The sequence below is a fragment of the Klebsiella sp. BIGb0399 genome (assembly GCF_003752615.1).
Lineage (GTDB): Bacteria > Pseudomonadota > Gammaproteobacteria > Enterobacterales > Enterobacteriaceae > Klebsiella > Klebsiella lignicola.
The window spans coordinates 159,895-176,865 of record NZ_RKHT01000008.1 but is presented as its reverse complement, the minus strand read 5'-3'; the positions used below and the strand labels follow the sequence as shown (position 1 = coordinate 176,865).

Genomic DNA, 16,971 nt, shown 5'->3' with positions numbered 1-16,971 from the left:
AACTCGTTTTATGAATATTCAACGTTATGCACGTATTTGTGAGATGCTCGCCAGGCGTCAGCCCGACCTGACGGTCTGCATGGAGCAGGTCCATAAACCTCATAACGTGTCGGCGGTGGTGCGTACCGCAGATGCCGTTGGTGTTCATGAAGTACACGCTGTCTGGCCCAGCAGTCGTATGCATACCATGGTCTCTGCCGCCGCCGGCAGCAACAGCTGGGTACAGGTCAAAACCCACCGCAGTATCGGCGATGCCGTCGGCCATTTAAAGAGCCAGGGCATGCAAATCCTTGCGACGCATCTCTCAGATAAAGCCGTCGATTTTCGCGAGATCGACTACACCCGCCCCACCTGCATCCTGATGGGCCAGGAAAAAACCGGCATCACTCAGGAAGCCTTAGCGCTGGCTGACCAGGATATCATCATCCCGATGACGGGCATGGTGCAATCGCTCAACGTCTCCGTTGCCTCTGCCCTGATCCTCTACGAAGCGCAACGCCAGCGGCAAAATGCGGGCATGTATAAACGCGAGAACAGCATGCTGCCGGAAGAAGAGCAGCAGCGCCTGCTGTTTGAAGGGGGTTATCCGGTTCTGGCCAGAGTCGCCAGACAAAAGGGGCTGCCTTACCCGCACGTGAACGCGCAAGGCGAAGTCGAAGCCGATGCGCAATGGTGGGCCACCATGCAGGCTGTCGGCACGGTCGAATCGCAAAGAAGTCGCCGTATTCCGCGCCCTACCCCTGGAGCAGACCAGCAAAAGCACAACCTGATGGATGACGAGTAACATGGCAGGCCGCCTGTTAGATGCAGTGCCGCTCAACTCGCTTACCGGCGTAGGGGCAGCACAAAGCAGCAAACTGGCAAAAATCGGCCTGCATACGGTGCAGGATCTCCTGCTGCACCTGCCATTACGCTATGAAGACCGCACCCATCTTTATCAGATTGGCGAACTGCTGCCCGGGGTGTATGCCACCGTCGAGGGCGAAGTCCTCAGCAGCAACATCACCTTCGGCGGTCGCCGGATGATGACCTGTCAGATCAGCGACGGTTCCGGCATCCTCACCATGCGCTTCTTCAACTTCAACGCCGCCATGAAAAATAGCCTGGCGACCGGTCGGCGCGTGCTGGCCTACGGCGAAGCCAAACGCGGCAAATACGGGGCGGAGATGATCCACCCGGAATATCGCGTACAGGGCGACATGAGCACCCCTGAACTTCAGGAAACTCTGACGCCAGTCTACCCAACCACCGAAGGCATCAAGCAGGCCACGCTGCGTAAGCTGACCGATCAGGCGCTGGAACTGCTGGAAACCTGCGCTATCGCCGAGCTACTGCCGCCCGAACTGGCGCAGGGGATGATGAGCCTGCCGGAGGCGCTGCGCACCCTGCACCGGCCACCACCATCGTTACAACTGAGCGATCTGGAAAGCGGTAAGCACCCGGCACAGCAACGCTTAATTCTGGAAGAGCTGCTGGCACATAACCTGAGCATGCTGGCGCTGCGCGCCGGCGCACAGCGTTTTCACGCCCTGCCGTTGAGCGCCAACGACACCTTAAAACATCAGCTGCTTGCCGCCCTGCCCTTTAAACCAACCGGCGCGCAGGCGCGGGTTAGCGCGGAGATCGAGCGCGATATGGCGCTCGACGTGCCGATGATGCGTCTGGTACAGGGCGACGTTGGCTCCGGCAAGACGCTGGTTGCCGCCCTTGCGGCGCTGCGGGCCATCGCCCATGGCAAGCAGGTGGCGCTGATGGCGCCGACCGAACTGCTGGCGGAACAGCACGCCACCAACTTCCGACAGTGGTTTGCCCCGCTGGGCATTGAAGTGGGCTGGCTGGCGGGTAAACAGAAAGGGAAAGCGCGACAGGCTCAGCAGGAAGCGATCGCCAGCGGTCAGGTACAGATGATCGTCGGCACCCATGCCATTTTTCAGGAGCAGGTGCAGTTCAACGGTCTGGCGCTGGTGATTATCGATGAGCAGCACCGTTTTGGTGTTCACCAGCGGCTGGCGCTGTGGGAAAAAGGCCAGCAGCAGGGCTTCCATCCCCATCAGCTGATCATGACCGCCACGCCGATTCCGCGCACCCTGGCGATGACCGCCTATGCCGATCTCGATACCTCGGTTATTGACGAACTGCCTCCGGGCCGAACGCCGGTCACCACGGTCGCCATTCCCGATACCCGCCGCCACGATATTATTGACCGGGTACGCAACGCCTGCACTCAGGAAGGTCGTCAGGCCTACTGGGTCTGTACGTTGATTGAAGAGTCCGACCTGCTGGAAGCGCAGGCGGCAGAAGCCACCTGGGAAGAGCTGAAACTGGCGCTGCCGGAGCTGAATATTGGCCTGGTGCACGGCCGCATGAAGCCCGCCGACAAACAGGCGGTCATGCAGGCCTTTAAAGTGGGCGAGCTGCATCTGCTGATCGCCACCACGGTTATCGAAGTCGGGGTGGATGTCCCCAACGCCAGCCTGATGATCATCGAAAACCCAGAGCGTCTGGGGCTGGCGCAGCTGCACCAGCTCAGAGGGCGCGTCGGCCGCGGCGCGGTCGCCTCTCACTGCGTGCTACTCTATAAATCGCCGCTGTCGAAAACGGCGCAAAAACGGCTGCAGGTGCTGCGCGACAGCAACGACGGTTTCGTCATTGCCCAAAAAGACCTGGAAATTCGCGGTCCAGGCGAACTGCTCGGTACCCGGCAAACGGGGAGCGCCGAATTTAAAGTCGCCGATCTGCTGCGCGATCAGGCCATGATCCCCGACGTTCAGCGCATCGCCCGCCACATTCATGAACGTTATGCCCAGCAGGCCCAGGCGCTTATCGAGCGCTGGATGCCGGAAACCGAACGCTATTCCAACGCCTGACGTCCCGTCTGCGCCCGCAGGGTCGGGCCGTGACGCCTGGCTCAATGTATCTTCACAACGAGTGGATTATGAAACGAGAACTGGCCATCGAATTTTCGCGTGTCACCGAAGCTGCCGCCCTGGCAGGCTATAAATGGTTGGGTCGTGGCGATAAAAACACCGCCGATGGCGCTGCGGTCAACGCCATGCGCATTATGCTCAATCTGATCAATATCGACGGCACCATCGTGATTGGCGAGGGTGAAATTGATGAAGCGCCGATGCTGTTTATCGGCGAGAAGGTCGGCACCGGCAACGGCGACGCAGTGGACATTGCCGTAGACCCGATTGAAGGAACCCGCATGACGGCGATGGGCCAGGCAAACGCCCTGGCGGTGATGGCGGTCGGCGATAAAGGCTGCTTCCTCAACGCGCCGGACATGTACATGGAAAAACTGATTGTCGGTCCCGGGGCCAAAGGGGCCATCGACCTCAATCTGCCGCTGGTCGAAAACCTGCACAATATCGCCGCAGCGCTGCAGAAACCGCTGGGTGAGCTGACCGTGACCATTCTGGCCAAACCACGCCACGATGCGGTCATTGCCGAGCTGCAGCAGGCCGGCGTCCGGGTCTTCGCGATTCCGGATGGCGACGTCGCAGCATCGATTCTGACCTGCATGCCGGACAGCGAAGTCGACGTGCTGTATGGCATCGGCGGCGCGCCAGAAGGGGTGGTATCGGCGGCGGTTATCCGCGCGCTGGATGGCGACATGCAGGGCCGTCTGCTGGCACGCCATGTCGTTAAAGGGGATACCGAAGAGAACCGCCGCATCGGCGAAAACGAGCTGGCGCGCTGCAAAGCGATGGGCATCGAAGCGGGCAAAGTGTTGCGCCTGGACGAAATGGCCCGCAGCGATAACGTGGTGTTCTCCGCCACCGGCATCACCAAAGGCGATCTGCTGGACGGCATCACCCGCAAAGGGAATATGGCCACCACCGAAACGCTGCTGATCCGCGGTAAATCCCGCACTATTCGCCGCATCCAGTCCATTCATTATCTCGACCGTAAAGATCCGGACATCCAGCTGCACATCCTGTAAGCCTGGGTGAAAAACGGCGAGCAGGTTCCCCACCGGCTCGCCTGTTCCATCACGGGAATATTTGATCAATAGAGCTTTTCTACTCTGTCGGGCTGGAAATCTTTGCCATGTGCAACGAAGATAAGGCAACGCTTCGCGCAACGGGAGAAGAAGATGGCGGACTGGGTTAGCGGCAAAGTAACAAAAGTGACGTTCTGGACCGATACGTTGTTCAGCTTGTACCTCCACGCGCCGGTTCAACCGTTCACCGCCGGGCAGTTTGCCAAGCTCGGGCTGGAGATCGACGGCGAGCGCGTACAGCGCGCCTACTCCTACGTGAATGCGCCGGGCAATCCCGACCTTGAGTTTTACCTGGTTACCGTACCGGAGGGCAAACTCAGCCCCCGCCTGGCGGCCCTGAAGCCGGGCGATGAGGTGTTGATCGTCAGCGAAGCCGCGGGCTTTTTTGTCCTCGAAGAGGTGCCGGATTGCGACACCCTGTGGATGCTGGCTACGGGCACCGCTATCGGTCCCTATCTGTCCATTCTGCAGGAAGGCAAAGACCTCGAGCGCTTTAAAAACCTGGTGCTGGTCCACGCCGCCCGCTATGAAGCCGACCTCAGCTACCTGCCGTTGATGCGCGAATTAGCACAACGCTACGGCGGAAAATTGCGGATTCAAACCGTCGTAAGCCGCGAGGCCGCGCCGGGTTCCCTGACCGGGCGACTGCCCTTCCTGATCGAAACCGGCGCGCTCGAAGAGGCCGTTGGCCTGCCGATGACGGCGGACACCAGCCACGTGATGCTGTGCGGTAATCCGCAGATGGTGCGCGATACTCAGCAGTTGCTGAAAGAGACCCGCGAGATGACCAAACATCTGCGTCGCCGTCCGGGCCACATGACTGCCGAGCATTACTGGTAATCAGGACGCCGCTTTCCAGCGCACATCCAGCGTCTCTTTGCCAAATTTATTCTCGCCCTGGGTGCCCACAAACGCGCCCAGGTCGATGAGCATCATGACGATAATTAAGGTCGGGATAAACCGCCCTACGCCCCATTGCCAGACGCCGGGCAGCATCGCCCAGTTGCCGGCCAGCAGCATCCACGCCAGCACCATCAGCAACGCCCACAGCCCCGATTTGCCCCGGTCATGCAGTCGCTTAATGGTCACCGCCGCCGTCGGCCACAGCAGGCAAACCAGCATGAACGCCGCGGTCTGCAAATTGAGCAAATTAGTACCGGCCAGGGTAAACAGCACGCACATCGTCAGAACCCAGATCCCCATCCAGATCCAGAAATCACGGCGTCCGATACGCCCTTTTATTGAGAACATCCACTGCTGTAGGGTCATGTTTTATTCCTTACCATCATCATTCGCGTAGTTTACCCTGAAGCCGCCACTTTTTGACAAGCGCGACGGTTCCCGTTTTAATCGTCAGCAGATAAAAAAAGGAAAGACTGACATGAAGATGTGGACGACATTGTGTTTTATAGGGCTGACAGCGTTATCTGTCGGCCAGAAGGCATTGTCCGCACAGCCAGAATCTTCCGCCACAGCCCCCTATCTGCTGGCGGGCGCCCCCACGTTTGATATGTCCATCAGCGAGTTTCGGGAAAAATTCAACACCGACAATCCAAAGCTCCCGCTGAATGAGTTTCGCGCCATCGCCTCTAACCGCGACCGGGAAAACCTGACGCGAGCGGCGACTAAAATTAATGAGAATCTCTATGCCTCGGCGGCACTGGAGCGCGGGACGCTGAAAATAAAATCGATGCAGATCACCTGGCTGCCTATTCAGGGGCCGGAGCAGAAAGCAGCCAAAGCCAAAGCGCAGCTCTATATGAGCGCCGTATTATGCGCCTTTGTCCCCACCATAAGCCTGGCGCAGAGCCAGCAAAAATTGCAGAAAATTCTCGCCGCTGGCAAAGGCAAACGCTACTTCTCCGAAACGGAAGGCGCGATACGCTATGTGGTGGCAGACCACGGCGAAAAGGGGCTGACCTTCGCTGTTGAACCGATTAAGCTGGCGCTATCTGAATCGCTTGAGAGCAATAATAAATGACAAAAAGCAAAGCCTTTCCAGCGATGAATCTCTATACTGTTTGACAGACCATGCTGCCCTTCCGGGCGGCTATATTCCTTAATTCGCTTAAGTAGCGTGGAGAATTAAAATGCGACATCCTTTAGTGATGGGTAACTGGAAACTGAACGGCAGCCGCCACATGGTAAACGAACTGATCGCGAACCTGCGTACCGAACTGGCTGGCGTTTCTGGCTGTGCCGTTGCGATTGCTCCGCCAGAAATGTACATCGACCTGGCTAAGCACGCGGCAGAAGGTAGCCACATTCACCTGGGCGCGCAGAACGTAGACCTGAACCAGTCCGGCGCATTCACCGGTGAAACCTCCGCTCAAATGCTGAAAGATGTCGGTGCTGAATACATCATCATTGGTCACTCTGAGCGTCGTACTTACCACAAAGAATCTGACGAGTTCATCGCCAGGAAATTCGCCGTGCTGAAAGAGCAGGGTCTGATCCCGGTACTGTGCATTGGTGAAACCGAAGCGGAAAACGAAGCGGGCAAAACTGAAGAAGTGTGCGCACGCCAGATCGACGCCGTTCTGACCACTCAGGGCGCAGCTGCCTTCGAAGGCGTGGTTATCGCTTACGAACCAGTATGGGCTATCGGTACCGGCAAATCCGCGACCCCGGCTCAGGCTCAGGCCGTGCACAAATTCATCCGTGATCACATTGCTAAAGCTGACGCAAAAGTGGCTGAGCAGGTCATCATCCAGTACGGCGGCTCTGTTAACGCATCCAACGCCGCAGAGCTGTTCACTCAGCCGGATATCGACGGCGCGCTGGTTGGCGGTGCATCCCTGAAAGCAGACGCTTTCGCGGTGATCGTTAAAGCAGCAGAAGCAGCGAAAAACGCGTAATTCGTTTTAGCCGATCTTTCCCCGGTCGCGCTTCGCAACCGGGGTTATCTCCTGCTAGCCCGGACAGGTGCGCTGCACCGCCTCCGGGGAAATCCCCAAGCGGAACAGGCTACAGTTTCCCCAACGCCTGATACCACAGATAATCCAACGGCAGCAGAATCAAATAGCTCACCGCCGCCAGCGCAATACACAGCAGCATGCCGGAACGCGCCGGAACTTTCCCCAACGCCATCGCCACCACAATCGGCGAAGCCTGATACGGCAGCAACGGCGTCGAATAGCCCAGCACCTGAATCATAATCACGCTTAACAGCGGGAAGCCGGTGGCATCGGAAAAACTCTGCGCAAAGGTGGTGTACAGCGCGGGAACGCCGTTGGCGGTCATAATGAAGTTCAGGGCGCTGGTGATGCCGGTTAAGGCCAGGAAGCTGGTAAACGGACTCTCTTTATCGAGCGGCATCACGTGCAGCAGCGCATTGCCCACCACCTCGCCGATGCCGGTTTGGGTGACGGTAATCGCCAGCCCGAGGATCCCGGCAACGTAAATGCAGGTGCGAATATTCACGCCGCTGGAGAATTCTTCCCCGCTGATAAACCCGACGCGCGGCAGCAGCGTCACCACCGCAGCCGCCAGCCCGGTCCAGGCCGGACCGATGCCGTGCCAGCTCTCACTGACCCACAGCACCAGCACCGCCGCCAGCAGCCACGCCAGGCGTTTCTCATCGCGGCTCATCGGCGGCAAAGGCGCCAGATCGCGCGGTGGATGCGGTTTTCCGGGAAACAGCCAGCAAATCAGGGCAATCAATGCGCCGCCTTTCAGCCAGCCCAGCACCGGGGTGTGCAGCAGCAAATAGGGCAGATAGTTAAGGTGGATCCCGTAGGAGCCTTCCGCCGCCCCGCTCATCACCAGGTTCGGAACGTTGGCGGGCAGAATAGTGGCCGACAGCTGGAACGTCCCAAAGCCCACCGCCAGCGCCAGCCCGAACCAGGGACGAGTCCCCTCTCCGATGCCCGCCCGCTTCGCCATCGCCGCGACAATCGGCATCAACAACGCAATACGCCCCATGTTAGAAGGCATCACGAAGGCCAGCGCATAGCTCAACAGCACCACGCTGGCGACCATCAGCGGCCAGGAGTCGGTTAAGCGCGCCGACAGCGCCCGAGCCGCTCTGTCTGCCAGACCGGTTTTACGAATCGCAATTCCAAGAACAAAACCGCTGAACACCAGCCAGAACGCCGACGAGGCAAAGCCGCCAAAAATCACTTCCGGCGGGGCAATTTTGGCCATCATAGCGGCGGCGAAAAACAGCAGCGCGGTCATAAATTCCGGCAGCAGCGAGGTCGCCCACAGCAGGATGGTGATGCCAACAATGATAGAAGGAAGGAACAGAGGGTGGGACAACCAGAGCGACATACCTGTCTCCTGTCGTTTTTTTCAGCAAGAATACGACGGACAGTAAGACAGGTAAATGCCAGATATAGTGGGGTTATCGCAGGATTGCGCAGCTATGATCCTGAATCTCTTCCGCCGAGGCTCGATTGAGCGTCAGCAAATTACGCTCGGTCGCCAGCAGCACCAGCGAGCCGTCGCTCTGCTTCGCCATCGCCAGCGCAAAGCGCCCCATATGCTCACGCGCTTGCGGCACTTCTTCCGCCAGCATCAGAAAAGGGCTGCGCTGCGCCAGTTCCGTCTCGGTGACCCGGCGGGCCAGATATTCATGGCCCATTAAGCCACCGGGCAGCGGCAGCCAGCGGCTACTAATCACGGAGACTTCTTTATCGAGCTGGGTTCGAACGTCGGGGCGTAAGCAGGAGATATGAATATGGAAATGATTTTGCGTGCGTCCGCTACGCGAATTAATCGTCAATGAGACCGCCTCATCCGCTACGGCAGAGCCACGACGTTCGCTCATAATTTCGCGCCCCTGCCACGCCTGCCAGAAGAAGTTCGGCGTCAGTGGGTCAAGCAGAAGTGGGCTTTCGGTGCCGTTAATGCGGTAAGTCGGCATCAACAGATACTGCAGCGGGCCATTACGGTCTTTAAACAGGACATAGCCGCCCTTCAGGTTTACTTCCGCACAGGGCGCGGGATTCTGCTGCTGCTGTTGATTGGGAACACACTGTTGCAGAACAATTTTGCGCAACGCATCCGGATTGCCAGAATGAAGCCAGTAATAGCCGCCCGCAATCGCCGCCAGCACCACCACCAGCAGCGCTAATAAAAGGTATCGCACTCTTCGCATTATGTTTTCCTGTCTCAGCCAGAAACGGAAGAGTAGCGCAATTTGATGACTAAAAGATAACGCCCGGTGAGGGAACCGGGCGCTGAGGGAGATTAACGCTGACTGATTTGGTCGAAAGTACCGCCGTTAGAGAAGTGTGTTTTCTGGGCTTTGGTCCAGCCGCCGAACTCTTCATCGATGGTAAACAGCTTCAGTTTCGGGAACTCGCTCGCATATTTCTTCGCCACTTCCGGGTCACGTGGACGATAGAAGTTCTTCGCTGCGATCTCCTGGCCCTGCGGTGAGTACAGATACTTCAGGTAGGCGTCAGCCACCTGACGGGTGCCTTTTTTGTCCACGACTTTGTCCACGACGGAGACGGTCGGCTCGGCGAGAATCGATTCGCTCGGGGTGACGATTTCAAACTTATCTTTGCCCAGTTCGTTCGCCGCCAGCAGCGCTTCGTTTTCCCACGCAATCAGCACGTCGCCAATACCGCGTTCAACGAAGGTGTTTGTCGAGCCACGAGCGCCTGAATCCAGTACTTCAACATTCTTATACAGGGCTTTCACAAAGTCCTGAGCCTTAGCCTGGTCGCCGTTATTCTGGTGCAGAGCATAGCCCCATGCCGCCAGGTAGTTCCAGCGCGCGCCACCGGAGCTTTTCGGGTTTGGCGTAATGACCGACACGCCCGGTTTGATCAGATCGTTCCAGTCATGAATCTGTTTCGGGTTGCCTTTACGAACCAGGAACACGATGGTTGAGGTATACGGTGCGGAGTTATCCGGCAGGCGTTTCAGCCAGTTTTTATCGATACGACCACGTTCGGCGATCGCGTCAACGTCATAGGCCAGTGCCAGGGTGACCACATCGGCTTCAATACCGTTGATGACCGACGTCGCCTGCTTGCCTGAACCGCCGTGCGACTGACGAATAATCACGTTGTCGCCCGTTTCCTGTTTCCAGTGTGCGCTGAACGCTTTGTTGTACTGTTCGTACAGTTCGCGCGTTGGATCATAAGATACGTTTAATAACTGAATGTCTTTTGCCAGAACGCTGGCGGATGCCAGCAACAGAGTTAACCCAACGCCCCACTTATTCATCGCACCGCTCTCTTTATGTCGTGTTGTGATGGGATAAGCGTGCCAGAAAGCGAACCAATGATTAAAGAATAAAAAAAGATTGGCTATAACTTGAGAGTATATATACAGCGGGGAAATGCTTACCCTCTCCCGGACAGGAGAGGGCGAGGACGAGAGGGTTACACTTCTTCCATGCGACCCAGCAGTGCCTGCAGACGATCCTGCCAGCCCTGCTGCTGTTCTCTCAGCTGACCGTTTTCACGTTCCAGCTCTTCACGGCTGTGCTGTGCGCCCTGAACTTCCTGCGCCAGCGTGTTGTTTTTTTCTTTCAGCTCTTCGATTTCCATCTGTAACAGAGTGATGGTATCAATCGCCTGCTGTACTTTTGATTCTAATTTCTCAAACACTTCTAATGACATCGTCATACCTCTCCTGAACTTGCAAGGCGTTGATAGAGTACTATCCCGTACACGCCGTCCTTCAAGCTGCTTCTGCGTTAGCGGGTTCGCCCCGGTCGCTTACTACAGTAAGCGGCTGAGGATTCATTCGCTGGCCGTTTTGACGCATCCCGAATGATGTTGTGTACCTACGCGGTGACGCCTTAACGAAAATAAGCGCGCTACAGTGATCATGCTGTCGATTGTATGAATCCCCGCCGTCCCTGTCCAGCGACAACCCGCGTAGATCGCGGTTTGCAACACTTTTCAGTCTTTACCTGGCGCATTCGGCGCTTTTCCCCGGAACTTCACCCGCAATTGTTAATCAATGGGTTAACAAAAACCGCCATCAACGCGTCTTTGATGTGTCACAACACGCGTTTATAGCGCGAAATCGCTCATTTTCTTGACGCAGTACACACATTTATATTTCGATATTTCTCGTTTTTGTTCGTTAACGATAAATTAACACTATGCCTACATGGCAGCGTGGTCGCTTGCGACCTTCATACATACCATAATCACCACTTCGCTTCAGGATTCGATATGAGCCAAACATCAACATTAAAAGGCCAATGCATCGCAGAGTTCCTAGGTACCGGGTTGTTGATCTTTTTCGGGGTTGGATGCGTCGCCGCATTAAAAGTGGCGGGCGCCAGCTTCGGTCAGTGGGAAATCAGCATCATCTGGGGTCTGGGGGTGGCCATGGCTATCTATCTGACCGCGGGTGTCTCCGGCGCGCACCTCAACCCTGCAGTCACGATCGCACTGTGGCTTTTTGCCTGCTTCGACGGGCGTAAAGTTGTACCCTTTATCTTTTCTCAATTTGCCGGCGCCTTTTGCGCTGCAGCGTTAGTTTACGGGCTTTACTACAATCTTTTCTTCGATTTCGAACACAGCCACAATATGGTGCGTGGCAGCGTCGAAAGTCTTGAGCTGGCCGGTATCTTCTCCACTTACCCGAACCCACATATCAATTTTGTGCAGGCATTCGCGGTAGAAATGGTGATTACCGCTATCCTGATGGGCGTGATTCTGGCGCTGACCGACGATGGCAACGGCATACCGCGTGGCCCGCTGGCACCGCTGCTGATCGGTCTGTTAATCGCCGTCATCGGCGCATCGATGGGGCCGCTGACCGGTTTTGCCATGAACCCGGCACGTGACCTGGGACCGAAAACGTTCGCCTGGCTCGCCGGCTGGGGTGACGTCGCCTTTACCGGCGGCAAAGATATCCCTTATTTCCTGGTGCCGCTGTGTGCGCCGGTGGTAGGCGCCGCGCTGGGCGCGTTCAGCTACCGCAAGCTGATTGGCCGCCATCTGCCATGCGACACCTGCGTTGAGGAAGAGAAAGAGACCTCCTCGACAACGCAACACAACGCTTCGCTGTAATCTGACTACGGGACTCATACTATGACCGACAAAAAATATATCGTTGCGCTCGACCAGGGCACCACCAGCTCCCGGGCCGTTGTGATGGATCACGATGCCAATATCGTCAGCGTTTCACAGCGCGAATTTGAACAAATTTATCCGCGTCCAGGCTGGGTTGAGCACGACCCGATGGAGATCTGGGCTTCCCAAAGCTCAACCCTGGTTGAAGTGCTGGCGAAAGCCGATATTAGCTCCGATGAGATTGCCGCTATCGGCATCACCAACCAGCGTGAAACCGCCATTGTGTGGGAACGCGAAACGGGCAAACCGATTTATAACGCGATCGTCTGGCAGTGCCGTCGTACCGCCGAAATCTGTGAGCAACTGAAGCGTGACGGGATGGAAGAGTACATCCGTAAGGCCACCGGTCTGGTGGTTGACCCGTACTTCTCCGGGACCAAAGTAAAATGGATTCTGGACCACGTTGAAGGTTCTCGTGAGCGCGCAAAACGCGGCGAGCTGCTGTTTGGCACCGTAGATACCTGGCTGGTATGGAAAATGACCCAGGGCCGCGTCCACGTAACCGACTACACCAACGCCTCGCGTACCATGCTGTTCAACATTAACGAGCTGGACTGGGACGATAAGATGCTCGACGCGCTGGATATTCCGCGCGCCATGCTGCCGGAAGTGCGCAAGTCTTCCGAAGTGTACGGCCAGACCAACATCGGTGGTAAAGGCGGCACCCGTATTCCTATCGCCGGTATCGCGGGCGACCAGCAGGCGGCGCTGTTCGGCCAACTGTGTGTTAAAGAGGGTATGGCGAAGAACACCTACGGTACCGGCTGCTTTATGCTAATGAATACCGGTGAAAAAGCGGTGGCGTCGACTCACGGCCTGCTGACCACCATCGCCTGCGGTCCGCGTGGTGAAGTGAACTATGCGCTGGAAGGTGCGGTGTTTATGGCCGGTGCTTCTATTCAGTGGCTGCGCGACGAAATGAAGCTGATTAACGACGCGTTCGATTCCGAATATTTCGCCACCAAGGTGAAGGATACCAACGGGGTGTATGTCGTCCCGGCGTTTACCGGCCTCGGCGCACCGTACTGGGACCCGTATGCTCGCGGCGCGATCTTCGGCCTGACCCGCGGGGTAAATGCCAACCACATTATCCGTGCCACCCTGGAATCAATTGCCTATCAGACACGTGACGTGCTGGAAGCGATGCAGGCTGACTCAGGTATTCGTCTGCACGCGCTGCGCGTCGACGGCGGTGCGGTAGCCAACAATTTCCTGATGCAGTTCCAGTCCGACATCCTGGGCACCCGCGTAGAGCGCCCGGAAGTCCGTGAAGTTACCGCGCTGGGTGCCGCTTACCTGGCCGGCCTGGCCGTCGGCTTCTGGCAAAATCTGGATGAGCTGCAGGAGAAAGCGGTAATCGAGCGCGAGTTCCGCCCGGGGATCGAAACCACCGAACGTAACTTCCGCTACAGCGGCTGGAAAAAAGCGGTGAAACGCGCCCTGGCGTGGGAAGAGCACGAAGAGTAAGTACCCTCCGGTCCCCGGTGGCGCTGCGCTGACCGGGCTACAAGCCAGCACAGACCGTTGGAGTAGCCCGGACAGGTGCGTAGCACCGCCTCCGGAAATCCTGCCAGTCAATGCAGTCCCGGTGGCGCTGCGCTGACCGGGCTACTGGCCAGCACAAACCGTTGGAGTAGCCCGGACAGGTGCGTAGCACCGCCTCCGGGAAATCCTGCCGTTCAATGCAGTCCCGGTGGCGCTGCGCTGACCGGGCTACAAACCAGTACAAACCGTTGGAGTAGCCCGGACAGGTGCGCAGCACCGCCTCCGGGAAATCCTGCCAGTGAATGCAGTCCCGGTGGCGCTGCGCTGACCGGGCTACAAACCAGTACAAACCGTTGGAGTAGCCCGGACAGGTGCGTAGCACCGCCTCCGGGGAGGCCTAAAAGATGACAGGGATTTAGCCAAAGATCGGCAACAGCAGATACAGCTTAATCACCAGCGCGTTCACAATATCGATAAAGAACGCCCCCACCATCGGCACCACCAGAAACGCCATATGCGACGGGCCAAAGCGGTCGGTAATCGCCTGCATATTGGCAATCGCCGTCGGTGTTGCGCCGAGACCAAAGCCACAGTGACCGGCAGCCAGCACCGCGGCATCATAGTTTTTGCCCATCATGCGGTAGGTGACGAAAATCGAATACAGCGCCATCGCCACCGCCTGCACCGCCAGGATGGCAAGCATCGGCAGCGCCAGCGAAGCCAGCTCCCACAGCTTCAGGCTCATCAGCGCCATGGCGAGGAACAGCGACAGGCTGACGTTACCCAGGATCGATACCGCCCGGTCAAACACGCGATAGAAGCCCGCCAGCGCCAGACCGTTGCTGAGGATCACGCCGATAAACAGCACGCAGACAAAGGTCGGCAATTCCAGCACGGTTCCCATCAACAGTTGCGCAACCACCTTCCCGAGCGTCAGACAGATTGCGATTAAGGCAATACTCTCGATCAGCACCAGCGAGGTGATCATTCGGCCCATCTCAGGCTTTTCAAACGCGGTAGGCGCCAGTTGATCGTCTGGAGTTCCGTCCGGAGAAGAGGAGTGTTTAACCAGATAACGCGCCACCGGGCCGCCAATCAGGCCGCCCAGCACCAGACCGAAGGTGGCGCAGGCCATTGCCACTTCGGTGGCGTTGGCAAAACCGTAACGTTCAACAAACAGTTTACTCCACGCCGCGCCGGTACCGTGGCCGCCGGAGAGGGTGATCGAACCGGCCAGCAGGCCCATCAGCGGGTCCAGACCCAGCAGCTTCGCCATGCCAATGCCGAGGGCGTTTTGCAGCAGCAGCAGACCCACCACCACTATCAGAAACGTCCCCAGAACTTTACCGCCTGCCCGCAGGCTGGCCAGGTTAGCGTTAAGCCCGATCGTCGCAAAGAACGCCAGCATCAGCGGGTCTTTCAGGCTCATATCAAAGTCGATTTCCCAACCCATGCTTTTTTTCAGCACCAGCAGCGCCAGCGCCACCAGCAGGCCGCCAGCAACAGGTTCAGGGATAGTGTATTTCTTCAGGAAGGGGACTTTCTGGACAAGTTGTCTGCCCAGAAGCAGCACCAAGGTTGCGGCAACGAGCGTCGATAAGGTATCGAGGTGAAACATAAAAAAGAGCTCCTTATTTGCGCATGATTCATTCACACGCGACGGTATTCCCGGTGTCGATAGATTCTCGTCTTGAGAAATCGGAGCCAGATTTTAAGCAGAAGCACGTAGCAAATAACAGGAAAAGATAGTTTGTTTTGATATTGATGCGATCAAGCATACAAAATGTTAATAAAATTTCCGGGCTGGTTTTTTGTATAAAAATTTCCCGCCAAAGAGTGGCAAACGTTTGCTTTTGTACTACAGTCCGATAAAATTCCCGCTTTGATACTTTGGGAATGCTTGTGATGTCCGTTAATACCGCCGAGTCAGAAGTTGCGCAACCGGTTGCGTCAAAAACAACCAGCGAATTAATCTACCGTCTCGAAGACCGCCCGCCTTTACCACAAACCCTGTTTGCCGCCTTTCAGCACCTGCTGGCAATGTTTGTCGCGGTCATCACACCGGCGTTACTCATCTGCCAGGCGCTGGGCCTTCCGGCTCAGGATACCCAGCACATCATCAGCATGTCGCTGTTCGCTTCCGGCGTGGCATCTATCATCCAGATTAAAGCCTGGGGCCCGGTCGGCTCCGGACTGCTCTCTATCCAGGGCACCAGTTTTAACTTCGTCGCCCCGCTGATTATGGGCGGCACCGCGCTAAAAACCGGCGGCGCCGACGTGCCAACGATGATGGCGGCGCTGTTCGGCACCCTGATGCTAGCAAGCTGCACAGAAATGGTCATTTCCCGCGTGCTGCACCTGGCCCGTCGGGTGATCACCCCGCTGGTCTCCGGCGTGGTGGTGATGATTATCGGCCTGTCGCTGATTCAGGTCGGCCTGACCTCGATTGGCGGCGGCTACGCGGCCATGGCGGACCATACTTTTGGCGCGCCGAAAAACCTGCTGCTGGCGGGCATCGTGCTGGCGCTGATTATTATTCTTAACCGTCAACGCAACCCGTACCTACGCATTGCGTCGCTGGTGATCGCCATGGCGGCGGGCTATCTGGCGGCCTGGCTGCTCGATATGCTGCCGGCCAATGCCGCTCCGGCCAACGACAGCCTGATCATGGTTCCAACGCCGCTCTACTACGGCCTCGGCATTGACTGGAGCCTGCTGCTGCCGCTGATGCTGGTGTTTATGATTACCTCGCTGGAAACCATCGGCGATATCACCGCGACCTCCGACGTTTCCGAGCAGCCGGTATCCGGCCCTCTGTATATGAAACGCCTGAAAGGCGGCGTGCTGGCGAACGGCCTGAACTCCTTTGTTTCTGCCGTATTCAACACCTTTCCGAACTCCTGTTTTGGCCAGAACAACGGCGTGATCCAGCTGACTGGCGTAGCCAGCCGCTACGTCGGTTTTGTGGTGGCGCTGATGCTGATCGTGCTCGGCCTGTTCCCGGCAGTCAGCGGCTTTGTGCAGCACATTCCTGAGCCGGTACTGGGCGGCGCCACGCTGGTGATGTTCGGTACTATCGCCGCGTCCGGCGTGCGTATCGTCTCCCGCGAGCCGCTGAACCGTCGCGCGATCCTGATTATCGCCCTGTCGCTGGCCGTCGGTCTCGGCGTGTCCCAGCAGCCGCTGATTTTGCAGTTCGCCCCTGACTGGCTGAAGAACCTGCTCTCCTCCGGGATTGCTGCCGGTGGTATTACGGCGATTGTGCTGAACCTGGTCTTCCCGCCAGAGAAAAACTGATCCTGCCTTAACTTCCCCGGTCGCGTTCGGCGGCCGGGGCCACCTGCGAATGACCTCTGCGGTAACCTCACATCATCTGATTACACAATTCCTGTCTTGAGGATTGCGCATAATTCGGGCATAACAGCC

Annotated in this window: 15 protein-coding genes; 9 read left to right on the top strand and 6 right to left on the bottom strand. The window is 57.4% G+C overall.

All coding sequences use genetic code 11. From position 1 onward, the window contains the following. Positions 1 to 10 precede the first annotated feature (10 nt). From trmH to fpr, 4 genes are all read left to right on the top strand, one after another. The gene (gene trmH / locus EDF82_RS19135) at positions 11 to 784 is read left to right on the top strand and encodes a tRNA (guanosine(18)-2'-O)-methyltransferase TrmH (protein ID WP_370453891.1); all 774 of its coding nucleotides are present in this window, start codon (positions 11 to 13) and stop codon (positions 782 to 784) included. Position 785: 1 nt separating this feature from the next. Then, positions 786 to 2,867: an ATP-dependent DNA helicase RecG gene (gene recG, locus EDF82_RS19130; RefSeq protein ID WP_123757096.1), complete on the top strand. Its 2,082-nt coding sequence runs from the start codon at positions 786 to 788 to the stop codon at positions 2,865 to 2,867. 68 nt (positions 2,868 to 2,935) lie between these two features. Beyond that, complete coding sequence (gene glpX, locus EDF82_RS19125) at positions 2,936 to 3,946, top strand: class II fructose-bisphosphatase (protein WP_123757378.1); 1,011 nt, start codon at positions 2,936 to 2,938, stop codon at positions 3,944 to 3,946. A 153-nt stretch (positions 3,947 to 4,099) separates the two neighbouring features. Further along, positions 4,100 to 4,846 (top strand): ferredoxin--NADP(+) reductase, encoded by a 747-nt coding sequence (fpr, locus tag EDF82_RS19120; RefSeq protein ID WP_123757095.1) that lies wholly within the window; start codon positions 4,100 to 4,102, stop codon positions 4,844 to 4,846. Here fpr and EDF82_RS19115 read toward each other — a convergent pair whose 3' ends face one another. Next, positions 4,847 to 5,275 (bottom strand): DUF805 domain-containing protein, encoded by a 429-nt coding sequence (locus tag EDF82_RS19115; protein ID WP_123757094.1) that lies wholly within the window; start codon positions 5,273 to 5,275, stop codon positions 4,847 to 4,849. A gap of 112 nt (positions 5,276 to 5,387) precedes the next feature. On the opposite strand from EDF82_RS19115, the gene EDF82_RS19110 reads away from it, so the two are divergent. Further along, positions 5,388 to 5,987: a DUF1454 family protein gene (locus EDF82_RS19110; protein WP_123757093.1), complete on the top strand. Its 600-nt coding sequence runs from the start codon at positions 5,388 to 5,390 to the stop codon at positions 5,985 to 5,987. Positions 5,988 to 6,096: 109 nt separating this feature from the next. Further along, complete coding sequence (gene tpiA, locus EDF82_RS19105; RefSeq protein WP_123757092.1) at positions 6,097 to 6,864, top strand: triose-phosphate isomerase; 768 nt, start codon at positions 6,097 to 6,099, stop codon at positions 6,862 to 6,864. A 109-nt stretch (positions 6,865 to 6,973) separates the two neighbouring features. Here the strand turns inward: tpiA and EDF82_RS19100 are convergent, their stop codons facing one another. From EDF82_RS19100 to zapB, 4 genes are all read right to left on the bottom strand, one after another. Then, positions 6,974 to 8,278, bottom strand: coding sequence for an SLC13 family permease (locus EDF82_RS19100; RefSeq protein WP_123757091.1), 1,305 nt, complete (start codon positions 8,276 to 8,278; stop codon positions 6,974 to 6,976). Positions 8,279 to 8,351: 73 nt separating this feature from the next. Next, positions 8,352 to 9,107: a CDP-diacylglycerol diphosphatase gene (locus tag EDF82_RS19095; RefSeq protein WP_123757090.1), complete on the bottom strand. Its 756-nt coding sequence runs from the start codon at positions 9,105 to 9,107 to the stop codon at positions 8,352 to 8,354. A 92-nt stretch (positions 9,108 to 9,199) separates the two neighbouring features. Then, on the bottom strand, positions 9,200 to 10,189 hold the full coding sequence (locus EDF82_RS19090; protein ID WP_123757089.1) for a sulfate ABC transporter substrate-binding protein: 990 nt from the start codon (positions 10,187 to 10,189) through the stop codon (positions 9,200 to 9,202). A 158-nt stretch (positions 10,190 to 10,347) separates the two neighbouring features. Beyond that, positions 10,348 to 10,593 (bottom strand): septal ring assembly protein ZapB, encoded by a 246-nt coding sequence (gene zapB / locus EDF82_RS19085; protein WP_095102595.1) that lies wholly within the window; start codon positions 10,591 to 10,593, stop codon positions 10,348 to 10,350. Between the two features lie 558 nt (positions 10,594 to 11,151). On the opposite strand from zapB, the gene EDF82_RS19075 reads away from it, so the two are divergent. Both EDF82_RS19075 and glpK read left to right on the top strand, forming a co-directional pair. Continuing rightward, on the top strand, positions 11,152 to 11,997 hold the full coding sequence (locus EDF82_RS19075) for an MIP/aquaporin family protein (protein ID WP_123757087.1): 846 nt from the start codon (positions 11,152 to 11,154) through the stop codon (positions 11,995 to 11,997). A 21-nt stretch (positions 11,998 to 12,018) separates the two neighbouring features. Further along, entirely contained in the window at positions 12,019 to 13,527 is a 1,509-nt protein-coding gene (gene glpK / locus EDF82_RS19070) for a glycerol kinase GlpK (RefSeq protein ID WP_123757086.1), read from the top strand. 433 nt (positions 13,528 to 13,960) lie between these two features. Here the strand turns inward: glpK and gltS are convergent, their stop codons facing one another. Further along, on the bottom strand, positions 13,961 to 15,163 hold the full coding sequence (gltS, locus tag EDF82_RS19065; RefSeq protein ID WP_123757085.1) for a sodium/glutamate symporter: 1,203 nt from the start codon (positions 15,161 to 15,163) through the stop codon (positions 13,961 to 13,963). 287 nt (positions 15,164 to 15,450) lie between these two features. Between gltS and EDF82_RS19060 the strand changes: the two genes are divergently transcribed. After that, positions 15,451 to 16,842, top strand: a complete 1,392-nt coding sequence (locus tag EDF82_RS19060) for an NCS2 family protein (protein ID WP_123757084.1) — start codon at positions 15,451 to 15,453, stop codon at positions 16,840 to 16,842. Positions 16,843 to 16,971 lie beyond the last annotated feature (129 nt).

Bases quoted from the DNA above. Each gene is read 5' to 3' on its own strand.
- EDF82_RS19060 (WP_123757084.1), top strand. From the start codon at position 15,451: ATGTCCGTTAATACCGCCGAGTCAGAAGTTGCGCAACCGGTTGCGTCA.
- EDF82_RS19100 (WP_123757091.1), bottom strand. From the start codon at position 8,278: ATGTCGCTCTGGTTGTCCCACCCTCTGTTCCTTCCTTCTATCATTGTT.
- EDF82_RS19090 (WP_123757089.1), bottom strand. From the start codon at position 10,189: ATGAATAAGTGGGGCGTTGGGTTAACTCTGTTGCTGGCATCCGCCAGC.
- recG (WP_123757096.1), top strand. From the start codon at position 786: ATGGCAGGCCGCCTGTTAGATGCAGTGCCGCTCAACTCGCTTACCGGC.
- EDF82_RS19115 (WP_123757094.1), bottom strand. From the start codon at position 5,275: ATGACCCTACAGCAGTGGATGTTCTCAATAAAAGGGCGTATCGGACGC.
- glpX (WP_123757378.1), top strand. From the start codon at position 2,936: ATGAAACGAGAACTGGCCATCGAATTTTCGCGTGTCACCGAAGCTGCC.
- tpiA (WP_123757092.1), top strand. From the start codon at position 6,097: ATGCGACATCCTTTAGTGATGGGTAACTGGAAACTGAACGGCAGCCGC.
- trmH (WP_370453891.1), top strand. From the start codon at position 11: ATGAATATTCAACGTTATGCACGTATTTGTGAGATGCTCGCCAGGCGT.
- glpK (WP_123757086.1), top strand. From the start codon at position 12,019: ATGACCGACAAAAAATATATCGTTGCGCTCGACCAGGGCACCACCAGC.
- zapB (WP_095102595.1), bottom strand. From the start codon at position 10,593: ATGACGATGTCATTAGAAGTGTTTGAGAAATTAGAATCAAAAGTACAG.
- EDF82_RS19110 (WP_123757093.1), top strand. From the start codon at position 5,388: ATGAAGATGTGGACGACATTGTGTTTTATAGGGCTGACAGCGTTATCT.
- EDF82_RS19095 (WP_123757090.1), bottom strand. From the start codon at position 9,107: ATGCGAAGAGTGCGATACCTTTTATTAGCGCTGCTGGTGGTGGTGCTG.
- fpr (WP_123757095.1), top strand. From the start codon at position 4,100: ATGGCGGACTGGGTTAGCGGCAAAGTAACAAAAGTGACGTTCTGGACC.
- EDF82_RS19075 (WP_123757087.1), top strand. From the start codon at position 11,152: ATGAGCCAAACATCAACATTAAAAGGCCAATGCATCGCAGAGTTCCTA.
- gltS (WP_123757085.1), bottom strand. From the start codon at position 15,163: ATGTTTCACCTCGATACCTTATCGACGCTCGTTGCCGCAACCTTGGTG.